The following is a 13,163-nucleotide window of genomic DNA, read 5'->3' on the forward strand; positions in this document are numbered from 1 at the left end:
CTTCGTCACGCGGTGCCGCCGGGGCGGCGGGGTGGGTTGCGGCGGGTACGGCTGCGTCGGGCGGCGGCGCGCAGCGCGGCGCGGGCCAGCTCGGGCCGGTCGGCGGCGCCGTCGAGGCTGGCGGCGAACGCCCGGATGGTGGGGTGCCGGAAGAGGTCGAGCATCTTGATCGACCGGCCGGTGGCGGCGGTGAGCCGGGCGTGCACGGCGGCCAGCGCCAGGGAGTGCCCGCCGATGTCGAAGAAGTTGTCGGTGACGCCGACCTGGTCGCGTTCCAGCACCTCGCGCCAGATGCCGGCGACCAGCTCCTCCGTGTCGGTCAGCCCGTCGGGGCCGGCCGGCAGCACGGCGCGCGGGGCCTCGCCGGCGGCGACGGTCATGGCGCCGAGCTGCGGCGTGGCCACGGTCGGCCGGGGCAGCTCGGCGGCCACCCGGTCGGCCGGCGTGTCCGGGGCGGCGACCAGCGCGCCGACGAGGGCGACCAGGTCGGCCAGCAGGTCGTCGATCCGCCCGGCGTCGAACAGGTCGGGGTTGTAGACCACCTCGACGCCGCACCGGCCGGCCCGCTCCACCACGTAGACGGTGATGTCGAACGGCGAGCCGGGCTTGGGCACCGCGACCGGCGCGGTGTCCAGGCCGGTCAGCGCCAGCCGGGGCGGGGCGAAGTTGAGCACGTTGAACAGCACCTGCACCAGCGGCGCGCGGGACGTGTCCCGCCCGACGCCGAGCGCCTCCACGATCCGCTCCAGCGGGGCGCCCGGGTGGGCGGTCGCGTCGTGCAGCTCGCCCGCGCACCGGTCGACCAACTCGGCGAAGCTGGCCCCGCCGCCGCGCACCCGCACCGGCACGGTGTCGATGAAGAAGCCCACCACGTCGTCGAAGGCGGCCAGCCGGCGGTCGGCGACGATCGCGCCGACCACGTGGTCGTCGCAGCCGGTGAGCCGGCGCAGCAGCTCGCCGAAGCCGGCCAGCAGCACCGCCGCCACGGTGGTGCCGCGCCGCTCGGCCAGCTCCCGCACCCCGCGGTCGCACGCCTCGGGCAGCCGCACCGCCGCCTCGGCGCCGGCGTAGGTGGCCACCGCCGGCCGGGGCCGGTCGCGGGGCAGCTCCAGCACCGTCGGCACGTCGCGCAGGTGCGCCACCCACCAGTCCAGGTCGGCCGCGCCGCGCCGCCGGTCCCGCTCCGCCCGCCAGACGGCGTAGTCGGCGTACGTGGCGGGCAGCGCGGGCAGCGCCGGAGCGCCGCCCAGCAACGCCCGGTCGTACGCCGCCGCGAGGTCGTCGTAGAGCAGCTTCTCCGACCAGCCGTCGAACACCGCGTGGTGCAGGGTGATCGCCAGGACGTGCTCGTCCGGCCCGACCCGGTAGACGGTCACCTGCCAGGGCGGCCCGGTGGCCAGGTCGAAGGAGTGCGCCGCCCCGGCGGCGAGCATCCCGGCCAGCTCGGCTTCGGCGTCGGCGCCGCCGCTCAGGTCGACCACCGGGACGGCCACGTCGGTCGGCTCCTCGCAGACCGCGTACGGCACGCCGGCGGTCTGCGGGATGCGCCAGCGCAGCACGTCGTGCCGCTCGACGACCGCCCGCAGCGCGGCGCCGAGGGCGACCGTGTCCAGCGGGCCGCGCAGCCGGTGCGCCACCGCGATGTTGTACGGGGCGCTGGACGGAGCGAGCTGGTCGACGAACCACAGCCGGCGCTGCGGCGGGGAGAGGGTGGGCGGGTTGCCGGTGGTCAACCCGTCGCCGTCGGCCGGGGCGGCGGCGGTGATCCGCTCCACCAGGCCGGCCAAGGTACGGCCGGTGAACACGTCCCGGGTGTCGACGTGCCGGCCCAGCTCGGCCCGGAGCGCGGCGACCAGGCGCATCGCGGCGATGGAGTTGCCCCCGGCGGCGAGGAAGTCGGTCTCCGGGGTGGGCGCCGCGCCGAGCAGCCGGCCCCAGATCCGGGCCACCGCCGCCTCGACCGGCTCGTCGACGTCGACCGGCCCGGCGGGAGCCGGGGCGGCGGCCGGGGCGGCCAGCGCCCGCAGCGCCGGCCGGTCCAGCTTGCCGGTGGTCGGGCTGACCGGCAGGTCGTCGCGGCGCAGCACCCGGGCCGGCAGCATCGCGGCGGTCAGCCGGAGCAGGGCGTACGCCCGCAGCCGCTCGTCGTCCGGGGCGTCGGCCGGGGTGAGGAAGGCGACCAGTTCGGTGCCGGCCGGGCCGGGGACCGCCTCCACGGCGACCTGCCGCACGCCGGGCAGGCCGGCCAGCACGGCCTCCACCTCGCCCAGCTCGATCCGCTGGCCCCGGATCTTGACCTGCCGGTCGAGCCGGCCCAGGTAGACGATCCGGCCGTCCGGGTCCTGCCGCACCAGGTCGCCGGTGCGGTAGAGCCGCTCCCCCGGGTCGCCGAACGGGTCGGGGACGAAGCGCTCGGCGGTCAGGCCGGGCCGGCCGAGGTAGCCGTCGGCCAGGCCCGGGCCGCCGATCAGCAGCTCGCCGGCCTCACCCAGGGGCACCGGGCGCAGCTCGGCGTCCACCACGTACGCGCGGTGGTTGGGCAGCGGGCGGCCGATCGGCACCGGGTCGGTCTCGGCGGCGGTCAGCTCGCCGCTGACCGCGAGCACGGTGGTCTCGGTCGGGCCGTACCCGTTGAGGAAGAGCCGGCCGGGGGCCCAGCGGGCGGCCAGCTCGGCCGGCACCGCCTCACCGCCGCAGAGCACCACCCGCCAGGCCGGCAGGTCCGCCGGGTCCAGCATGGACAGCACGGTCGGCGTGATGAAGCCCCAGTTCACCTCGTGCGCGGCGATGAACCGGGCCAGCCGGACGGGGTCGGCCCGGTCGTCGGCGCCGAGGAGCTGGACGGCGCCGCCGAGCAGCAGCGGCACGAAGAGGTCCATGGTGGCCGCGTCGAAGCCGAGCGAGGCGATGCCGAGGCTGCGCACGCCCGCGTCCGCGCCGGTCATCGCGACGCAGCCGGTGACGAACTCGACCACGTTGCGGTGGGTGGTGAGCACGCCCTTCGGCCGGCCGGTGGAGCCCGAGGTGAACAGCACGTACGCGGGGTCGCCGGGGCGCGCCGGGCACGGGGCCAGCGGCGCCGGCCCGGGCAGGCCGAGCGCCTCGACGCCCGGCACGTCGCCGAACTCGGCCACGGCGGCGTCGCCGACGACCACGGACACCCCCGCGTCGGCGGCGATCTCCCGCAGCCGCTGGCGGGGGCCGCCCGGCTCCAGCGGCACGTAGCAGCCGCCGGCCAGCAGCACCCCGAGCACGGTCGCGACGAGGTCGGGGTTGCGGGCCCCGCAGACGCCGACCCGGGCCTGCCGGCCGACGCCGCGCCCGCGCAGCGCGGCGGCCACCCCGGCCGCCCGGCCGAGCAGCTCGGCGTAGGTGAGCCGGGTGTCCCACTGGCGCACCGCGACCGCGTCCGGGGTGCGGGCGGCCTGCGCGGCGATCAGCTCGGCCAGCGTCGCGTCCGGCCACGGCAGGGTCTCCCCGTGGACGGCGCTGATGGACAGGATGTCGGTCACCCGTTCTCTCCCCGGTAACTCACTGGATCGGTGATCTGCAACCGCAGCTCGCTGACGTAGCCACGCCCCTGCGCGTCGGTCACCCAGGCGTCCGCCGGGTCCGGCAGCAGCTCGCTGACCGTCACGGTGACGTCGGGGCCGCTCTTCGCGGCGGCGTCGACCATGGCGCAGAGGGACTGGGCGTGCAGCGGGGCGGTGAGGTCGACGTAGCAGGGCTTGATCTCGGTGCCCACCTTGACGAAGACCCGCTCGGGCAGCCCGAGCCGGGCCCGCCAGCGGCGGACCGCCAGGAACCGCTCGGCCTCGCCGGTGACGCCGGCCAGGCCGGTCTCCGCCACCGTCGTCCGCCAGGTCTGCCGCGCCACGACCAGCCGGTCGATGGTGATCCGGGGGGTGTGCGGGGCCGGCGCGAGGAGCTTGAAGCTGTCGAGCAGCAGCGCGCCGAGCAGGTTGGCGAAGATCTCCATCAGCGGCCAGCGGCTGCCGTCCGGCAGCACCGCGAGCCACTCGTCGCCGTCGTTCTCCACCCGCGCCTCGGTGGCGCGGACCAGCCGGTCGATGTCGGCGCCCCGGGCCGTGTCGATGCCGAACTGGCGGTCCAGGGGACCGTTGAGGGCGTACGTGATGCGGGTGGTCATCCGCGGGAAGCTCTCCGGGTAGAGCACCCGCGCCCGGGCCGGCCCGAGTTCGGCGTCCAACGCGGCCCGCAGCGCCGGCTGGTCGGGGTGGAACGGGGTCAGCACCGCGCTGTCGAACGGGACGTAGGCCGGGTGCAGCTCGCCGAGGACGAGCAGGAAGTCCCCCCGGTTGAGCGCGTCCAGCCCGGCGGCGCTGATCTGCACGTCCGGGCTGTGGATGCGGGCGGACGGCCAGCCGGGGCGGTCGGCGGCGAAGAGGGTGCGGGCCCGCCCGGCCAGGTCGGCGCTGCACAGCCGCAGCTCGGTCTGTCCCGGGACCACCGCGTCCAGGCCGATCAGCTCCGCCCAGCGGGCGGTCAACCCGGCGCCGGCCCGGGCGATCGGGCCGTCCGGGGCGAGCAGCAGCCCCTGGGCCAGCGCCCAGACGTCGGCCAGCCGCGCCGGCCCGTCGCCGCGCAGCTCGGCGTGCAGCTCCGCGAAGATCCGCTCGCCGGCGGCGCCCACCTCGGCGGTCAGCCAGCGGGCGGCCGTCAGCACGATCGCCAGCGGCTCGGCCAGGGCGTCCAGCACCCGGGAGCCGACCGTGAAGTCCAGGTCGCGGGCGGTCTCCTCGTAGAGCACCGTGCGGCCAGCGTACATCTGCCCGGCCTGGCGGGTGGCGGGCCGGCCGGTGACCTCGGTGAACTCGGCGTTCAGCGCGGCGAGCGCGGCGCCGAGCCGTTCGGGGTCCCCGGCCGCCGCGGCCACCGCGTCGCGCGCCGCGCGCAGCCGGTCGAACGCGACCGCCACCTCGGCGCGGACCTGCGCGTCGCCGATCGCGTCGATCCGCTCCACCAGCACGCGCTCGGCCTGCGGGCTGACCGGCAGGCCGGCGTCCCAGGTCAGCAGGTCCCGCTCGACCAGCCGGTCGAGCAGCAGATATCCGTCGTCGGCGCTGCGCAGACCGGTCTCCCCGCCGGCCAGCAGCCGCTCGACCAGGGTGACCGCCGGGGTGCGCCCGTCGCAGGCGGCGAGCAGCCGGGCCTCCACGGCGGTCAGCTCCGTCGGCGGGAGCAGCGGCCGGCTGACCTGCCGGTCGGACAGGCTCAGGTGCGGCGGCAGCGTCGGCGCCCACCAGCGCCGCACCGCCAGGTCGTCGGCGAGCCGGTCGGCGTACGCGATCAGCGCCCACGCCTCGAAGTGGACCTCGCGCCGGGACACCAGCGCCGGCCCGGGCCGCAGCCGCGTGGTCGGCTCGTCCGGGTCGAGCCGACCCCAGCAGACCGGGCCGAAGAAGCCGATCGTCTCCGCCTTGCCGCAGTAGCGCTGCCAGTAGCGCAGCAGGCTCAGCTCGCGCTTGCGGCGGCGGACGTTGCGGACGGACGGGTCGGTGCGCAGCAGGCCGTCCAGCGCGATGAGCATCTCCGCGTTCTGCCAGGTGACCGCCTCGCGCAGCAGCGGGTCGGCGGCGATCTCGTTGGCCACCGCGGAGCCGTCCAGCAGCGCCGTCGCGAACGCCTTGTCGAACGGCTCCGCCTCGCCCTCGCCGCGGAGCAGGGCGTCGGCGGCGGCCGCCGCCTCGGGCGCGGCGAAGGCCGCCAGCCCGGCCGCCGGGAAGCCGGCGGTACGCAGGACGACGTCGCGCCACACCGACCAGCCGGTGTCGCCGAGCGGGATCTTGTGGCTCATCGGCCGCCCTCCCGCTCGTCGGCGTCCACGATGTGCAGCCGCAGCTCGCTGAAGTAGCGCCGGCCGGCCGCGTCGGGCACCCAGGCGTCCGCCGCCGTGGGCAGCATCTCGCTGACCGCCAGCGAGGCGTCGTCGCCGCCGTCGGTGCGGGCGGCCCGCACCATGGCGCAGAACATGTTGGCGAACGCCGGACTGCTGAGATCCACGAAGCAGGGCTTGGTCTCGGTGCCGAGCTTGATGTAGACCTGCTCGGGCAGCCCGAGACGGCGGCGCCAGTCCCGGACCGCGAGGAACCGTTCCCGCTCGCCGGTGACCGTGGCGAGCCCGCTCTCGCCGACCGTCGTCCGCCAGGTCTGCCGCGCCACCACCAGCTCGCCGACCGTGATCCGGGGCGTGTACGGCGCGGGGCTGACCAGCTTGAACCCGTCGACGGCGTGCGCGCTGAGCAGCGGGGAGAACAGCTCGGGCAGCGTCCAGCGCTGCCCGTCCGGGGCGGTGGCGACCAGCCGGCCGCCGCACTCGGCGACGGTCAGGTCGACCGTGGGCAGCACCCGGTCGGGGTCGGCGCCGGGTGCGGGCGCGAAGGCCAACTGCCGGTCCGTCGGCCCGGTGAGCGCCTCGGCGACCCGGCTGGTGCGCCGGGGCCAGTCGTTCGGGACGAGCAGCCGGATCCGCCGCTCGCCGAGGTCCTCAGTCAGCGCGTCGCGCAGCCGGCCCACGTCGGGGTGCGACGGGGTGAAGACCTGGCAGTCGAAGGATGCCCAGGCGGCGTGCAGCTCGCCGAGGACCACGGTGTAGTCGCCGCGCGCCAGCGCCTCCGCGTCGGCGGCGCAGATCTGCAGGTCGGGGCTGTGCAGCCGGGCGTTGGGCCAGGCCGGCCGCTCGGCCGGGAAGGCCTCGGCGACCCGGGTGGCCAGGTCGGCCACCGGCAGCCGGACCTCCGTCGTCCCGGCCGGCAGCGCGGCCAGGCCGAACAGTCCGGCCCAGCGGTCGGCGAACTCGGCGGCGACCGCGTCGACCGGCCGGGCGCCGTCGCCCCAGAACATGCCCTGCGCCAGGAACCAGAGGTCGGCCAGGGACACCGGTCCGCCGCCCGCCTCGGCGCGCAGTTCGTCGTACAGCTCGCGGAACGCCGCGTCGTACGCCCGCTCCAGCGCGTCGACCAGCCAGCGGGCCGCCTGGAGCAGCACCGCGAGCGGGGCGGCGATCCGGTCGAGCAGCGGCTTGCCGAAGACCACGTCGAGGTCCCGGCTGGTGTCCTCGTAGCAGAGGGTGCGGCCGGCGTACATCTGGCCGGCGCGGCGGCGCGGGGGCTGCCCGGTCAGCTCGGTGAAGGTCGCGTCGAGCGCGTCCAGGGCGGCGCCGAGCCGCTCCGGGTCGCCGGCGGCGGCGGCCACGGCGTCCCGGGCGGCGCACAGCCGGTCGAAGCCGGCGCGGGCGTCCTCCCGCGCGGGCTCGTCGCCGATCTCCTCGATCCGCCGCCGCAGCACGTCCTCTGCGTCGGGGCTCACCGGCAGCCCCGCGTCCCAGGTGATCAGCTCGCGCTCGACCAGCCGGTCCAGCAGCGCGTAGCCGTCCTCCGCCCGGCGCAGCCCGATCGCTGGGTCGGCGACCAGCTCGCGGGCCGGGCGCCGGCCGTCGGCGGCGGCCAGCAGCGCCGCCTCCACGGGGGTGAGCGGCACCGGCGGCCGGCCGGGCCGGTGGACGGTGCGGTCGGCGAGGCTCAGCTGCGGGCAGAGCATCGGCGCCCACCAGGCGCGCACCGCCACGTCCCGGCCGATCCGGTCGGCGTAGGCGCTGAGCGCCCAGGACTCGAACCACACCCAGCGGCGCCGGGTCAGGCCCGGGCCGGGGCGCACGTCGGCGGTCTCCGGGCGAGCCGGGTCGAGGGTGACCCAGCAGCTCGGGCCGAAGAAGCCGACCGTCTCGTTCTTGCCGCAGTACCGCTGCCAGTACTTCAGCAGGGCGCGCTCCCGGTCCCGCCGCCGCACGTTGCGCGCCGGGTCGGGGCCGCCCCGCGCCAGGCCGTCCAGCGCGACCACGGCGCCCCGGTTCTGCCAGGTGACCGCCTCCCGCAGCAGCGGATCGGCGGCCAGCTCGGTGATCCGGCGCCCGGTCGCCGTCAGCGCCTCGGCGAGCTCCTTGTCGTACCGCTCCGCGCCTTCGCCGGTGGCGAGCAGCCCGTCGGCGGCCGCCGCGGCCTGCGGAGCGGACAGCATGGTCAGGCCGTCGGCGGGAAAGCCGGTGGTACGCAGGATGGCGTCCCGCCACACCGACCAGCCGGTGTCGCCGAGCGGCACCCGGTGCCCGCCCGCCACCGCGCCGGTCCCGACCGTCGCCGCCGGCGGGACGGCGGCCGCCGGCTCCGGGCCGGCCGTCACGGCCCCGTCGAGGTCGGCGCGGATCGCGGCGAGCAGGTCGGGGAGCCGGTCGTTGAGGAAGAAGTGCCCACCCTCGATCTCGTGCAGGGTGAAGCCGGCGGCGGTGTGCTCCCGCCACGCGTCGCTGTGCTCCCGGCGGACGGCGCGGTCGTGCCGGCCGCTGAACGCCACGATCGGCACCGGCAGCGGCTCGCCCGGGGTGTAGCGGTAGCTGTCGACCCGGCCGAAGTCGGCGCGCAGCAGCGGCAGCAGCAGCTCGACCAGCTCGGGGTGCGCCAGCAGCTCGGCCGGCAACCCGCCGCCGGCGCCCAGGCGGCGCAGCAGCTCGTCGTCGTCCACCCTGGACAGCCCGTCGAAGAGGCTGGGCGCGGTGACGTGCGGGGCGCGGGCGCCGCCGACGTAGAGCCGCAGCGGCAGCGGACGGCCGGCGCGGCGCAGCTCGCGGACCACCTCGAAGCCGACCCGGCCGCCCATCGAGTGGCCGTAGATCGCGTACGGGCCGCGGACCCGATCGGCGATGGCGGACGCGACGTCCACCACCCGGAACTCCGGGTCCTCGCTGATCCGGTTCTCCCGCCCGGGCAGCTGCACCGGCAGCACCTCGACGTCCGGCCCGATCTCCTCCTGCCACCGACGGAAGACGCTCGCGCCGCCGCCGGCGTACGGCAGGCAGAACAGTTGCACCGGCGCCGGTTCACGACGGCCGGCGGAGACGAACCAGTTCACCGCGCACCTTTCTGAGGGGGGTCGATCCAGTACCGCTGGCGTTGGAACGGATACGTGGGCAGCCCGGTGCGCCGGACCGAGCCCTCGGGGTGCAGCGCCGCCCAGTCCACGTCCCGGCCGGCGACCCAGGCCGTCGCCAGCTCGCGCAGCTCGCCGGGCTCGCCGGCCAGCCGGGCGTCGGTGGCGAGCAGTTCGTCCAGCGCGGCGACGGCGCCGGCGGGGTCGGCCGCCACCACGGCCGCCCGGCAGCCGAAGGCGCGCCGGCCCAGGGCGAGCGTGGCGGCCACGTCGGCGAGCGCCGGGGCGGCCCCGGCGAGGTGCTGCCGCAGCCGGGTCAGCGCCACCCGCAGCGCCGCCGGGGTCCGCGCCGACACCGGCAGCAGGTACGCGGGCGCGTCCGCGCCGTCGACCGGCTCGGCCGGGGGCGGCTGCTCGACCACCACGTGCGCGTTCGTGCCGCCCAGCCCGAACGAGCTGACCCCGGCGACGCGACGGGTCGCCTCGGGCCAGTCCCGTGCCTTGGTCGGCACGTAGAACGGGCCGCCGGCCAGGTCGATCTCCGGGTGCGGACGGGTGAAGTGCAGGTTCGGCGGGATGACGCCGTGCTGCACGGCGAGTACGGCCTTGATCAGCCCGGCGATGCCGGCGCCCGCGTCGAGGTGGCCGATGTTGGTCTTCACCGAGCCGAGCGCGCACGTCTCGGCGGGCCCGGCGCCGGCGTACACCTCGTGCAGCGCGGCGACCTCGATGGCGTCGCCGAGCGGCGTGCCGCTGCCGTGGGCCTCGATGAAGCGGACCTCACCGGGGGCGACCTCCGCCGCGGCGAGCGCGCCGGCGACGGCGGCGGCCTGCCCGGCGGGCCCGGGGACGGCGAACCCGGCGCGGTCGGCGCCGTCGTTGGTGACGGCCCAACCGGGCAGGATCGCGTAGATCCGGTCGCCGTCGGCCTGGGCGTCGGCGAGCCGGCGCAGGGCGACCACACCGGCGCCGGAGCCGAAGCCGGCGCCGGCGGCGGCCTCGTCGAAGGCGCGGCAGCGGCCGTCCGGGGAGGCCAGACCGCCGGGGGTGTGCCGGTAGCGGGGCCAGGTGACGTTCACCCCGCCGGCCAGGGCGATGTCGCACTGGTAGTCGGCGAGGCTCTGCGCGGCGAGGCAGACCGCGACCAGCGAGCTGGAGCAGGCGCTCTGCACGGCGACCGCCGGCCCGGTCAGGCCCAGCCGGTAGGCCACCTGCCCGGGCAGGTGGTCGGTGAACTGCCGGCCGACGAGCCGGGCCTCCCAGTCGTCGGGGTCGACGTCGCCGACCACGGCCGGGTTGTCCATGAGGTGGAACAGGAAGTACCGGTTGGCGGAGGTGGCGGCGTAGACGCCGACCAGCCCGGGGAACCGCGCCGGGTCGTGCCCGGCGTCCTCCAGGGCCTCCCAGGCCGTCTCGAGGAAGAGCCGGTGCTGCGGGTCGGTGCGGGCCGCCTCGTCGGCGCCGAAGGAGAAGAACTCGGCGTCGAAGTCGGCCACCCCGTCCAGCCGGCCGGCCGCCTTGACGTGCCGGGGGTCGGCGCGCAGGCCGGGGCCGATGCCGAGGGCGGCCAACTCCTCGTCGCTGTGGTCGTGGATGGAGTCCACGCCGGCGCAGAGGTTCCACCAGAAGGTGCCGACGTCGGGCGCGCCCGGGAACCGGCCGGCGAGGCCGACCACGGCGATCTCGTCGCCCGTGTACTCCCGGGCGGCGGTCGCCGGGGCGACCGGGGCGGGCACGGCCGGCGCGCGGACCTGCTCCGGCGGGGTGTCGACGAGCCGGGCCTGGGCGGCCACGGTCGGGTGCTCGAAGAGCCGCAGCATGGGCAGCCGCACCCCGAACCGCTCGGCGAGCCGCTGCTGCACCCGACCGAGCAGCAGCGACTGGCCGCCGACGTCGAAGAAGCTGTCGGTGCGGCCGACGGCCGGGCGGCCGAGCACCTCGCACCAGATGTCGTGCACGATCCGCTCGGTGGGTGTGGCCGGCGCCTCCCCGGCGGGCACGTCCCGGGCCGGGTCGGGCAGCGCCCGCTCGTCGATCTTGCCGGTGACGGTGAGCGGGAACTCGTCGACCACCACCACCGCGCGCGGCAGCGCGTACTCCGGCAGCCGTCGGGCGAGGGCGTCGCGCAGGGCCACCGGGTCCAGCGCGGCACCGCCCGGCCGGGCGTACGCGAGCAGCTCGCCGTCGCGCGCGATGGCGCGGACCCCGGCGACGCCCGGCTGGTCGGCGAGCACGGCCTCGATCTCGGTCAGCTCGACGCGGAACCCGCGTACCTTCACCTGCCGGTCGAGCCGGCCGAGGCAGACGAGGTCGCCGCCGGACAGCCGCGCGCCGAGGTCCCCCGTCCGGTACGTCGGCACGCCGTCGGGGTCGACGGCGAACCGGTCGCTGTCCTGGCCGAGGTAGCCGGGGGCGAGGTGCCGGCTGCGCACCACGATCTCGTCGCCCTCGCCGAGGCGCAGCTCGTACCCGGGCAGCGCGGTGCCGATCGGCAGCGGCCCGGTGGCGGCGGGGTCGGCGTCGGCGAGCGGCAGCGCGTACCGGGCGGCGAAGGTCATCTCCGTGGCGCCGTAGCCGTTGACCAGCACGCAGTCGGGGGCGAAGCGGTCTCGTCCGCGGGCCACGTCGGCGTGGGTGGCCTGCTCGCCGCCGAGCAGCACGACCCGCACCCGGTCGAGGCGGGGGCCGGGGGTGTCGAGCAGGAAGCGGTAGACGGTCGGGGTGGAGTGGTAGACGGTGACCCCGTGCCGGGCGAGCTGCTCGACGGCGTGGGCGAGGCCGTGCCGGCGCAGCTCCACCGGGACGACGGCGGCCCCGGCGAGCAGCGCCGGGTAGAGGTCGGGAATCGCCGCGTCGAAGCTGAACGAGGCGAGCAGGCTGAGCCGGTCCTCCGGGCCGATGTGGAGTGCCGCGATCTGGTTGTCCACCACGTGCAGCAGGTTGCGGTGGGTCTGGCCGACCGCCTTCGGCACGCCGGTGGAACCGGAGGTGAACAGCACGTACGCCAGCGCGTCCGGGTCGACGGGCACGGGCCGCAGCGGCGCGGCCGGTAGGTCGTCGACGGTCAGCACCCGGACGGCCAGCCGGTCGGCGGTGAGCCGACGGGCCAGCCCGGCGTGCTCCACTCCGCACAGGACGGTGCCGACCTCCGCGGCGGCGAGCATGTGCCGCAGCCGCTGTTCCGGGAAGCCCGGATCCAGCGGCACGTACGCGCACCCGGCGGCGAGCGTGCCGAGGATGGCGGCGATGGTCGCGGGCCCGTGCCCGGTGAGCAGTGCGACCCGGTCGCCCGGCCGGCACCCGGCCGCGGCGAGCGCGACGGCGTGCCCGCCCGCGGCGCCGGCGAGCGCGGCGTAGCTGAGCGGAGCGGTCTCGCCGAGGACAGCCGGCTGGTCGGGCCGACGGGCGGCGACGGCGCTGAAGCGATTGACTACCGTCGGTTCTGCCATGTCAACGCGTGGTGGCGGACCCGCTGATGGACAGCGTGCAGCGTTTGACAAACGCAACCATCGATCCCCCCCAGGACTTCACAATGGAAGCAGCATAAGGCTCGATACCTGGCGGGAAAGATCATCGTTTAGAGTCCAGCCGAACAGTCGACGGACACCTCACACAACGGATGGGGAAATCCGTCCGATCATCCCTCTAGCGCATAGAGGAGTTTCCGTCTACTTGCGACCCGGCCGGTGATTCTCCGGTCAAACGGCACGTGAACCTTCAGTCTTCCTGCGATCGGGGTCGATGTCCACAGACGACTTTGTGAACGACGGATGACAGGCTGGGTCGTCAGCTGTCATATGGCGGGCGAGGGATCGGCTGGCTCGTGCCGTCGAAGTCCCCGGGCAGCCGGGCGACCATGTCGCGGAACTCGTCGACGGTGACCGCCTCCCGCAGGGTGGCGAAGACGGCGCCGGTGCCGACCCGGGCGGTGGCCTCGTCCACCCCGGCCCGCTCCCCCACGCGGCGCAGGAACTCCGCCGGCCCGAGGGGGGCCGGCCGGCCGTCGGACGGGTCGGGACCGGCCAGGTAGCCGTCCAGCTCGTCGGGGAGGTGCCCGGCCAGGTCGCCCGACCGGCCGCCGGTCATCCGCTCCACCATCGTCTGCAGCACGGCGCGGGCGATCGTGGCGGACTGCGCGGTCGACAGCCCCGCCCGGCGGGACACCGCGTCGACGAATAGGGGAAACCGCACGGCGCCCTCCTGTCGTCACCGGCCCCGCG

5 protein-coding genes are annotated in these 13,163 nt (G+C 76.6%); all 5 read right to left on the bottom strand.

Going from position 1 to position 13,163, the window contains the following annotated elements:
• Positions 1–5: 5 nt before the first annotated feature.
• Positions 6–3,512 carry an amino acid adenylation domain-containing protein gene (locus ACZ6O2_RS24855; protein WP_466024484.1) on the bottom strand — a complete coding sequence of 1,169 codons (3,507 nt, stop codon included), beginning with the start codon at positions 3,510–3,512 and terminating at the stop codon, positions 6–8.
• The gene (locus ACZ6O2_RS24860; protein WP_466024485.1) at positions 3,509–5,818 is read right to left on the bottom strand and encodes a lantibiotic dehydratase; all 2,310 of its coding nucleotides are present in this window, start codon (positions 5,816–5,818) and stop codon (positions 3,509–3,511) included. The genes ACZ6O2_RS24855 and ACZ6O2_RS24860 overlap by 4 nt, the downstream gene beginning before the upstream one ends.
• Positions 5,815–8,925 carry a thioesterase domain-containing protein gene (locus ACZ6O2_RS24865; RefSeq protein WP_466024486.1) on the bottom strand — a complete coding sequence of 1,037 codons (3,111 nt, stop codon included), beginning with the start codon at positions 8,923–8,925 and terminating at the stop codon, positions 5,815–5,817. The genes ACZ6O2_RS24860 and ACZ6O2_RS24865 overlap by 4 nt, the downstream gene beginning before the upstream one ends.
• Complete coding sequence (locus ACZ6O2_RS24870) at positions 8,922–12,392, bottom strand: AMP-binding protein (RefSeq protein ID WP_466024487.1); 3,471 nt, start codon at positions 12,390–12,392, stop codon at positions 8,922–8,924. The genes ACZ6O2_RS24865 and ACZ6O2_RS24870 overlap by 4 nt, the downstream gene beginning before the upstream one ends.
• Before the next feature lie 337 nt (positions 12,393–12,729).
• A complete protein-coding gene (locus tag ACZ6O2_RS24875) occupies positions 12,730–13,134 on the bottom strand; it encodes a DUF2267 domain-containing protein (RefSeq protein ID WP_466024488.1) in 405 nt (134 codons plus the stop codon).
• Positions 13,135–13,163: the final 29 nt, after the last annotated feature.

It is taken from the genome of Micromonospora sp. NPDC048040 (assembly GCF_055587185.1).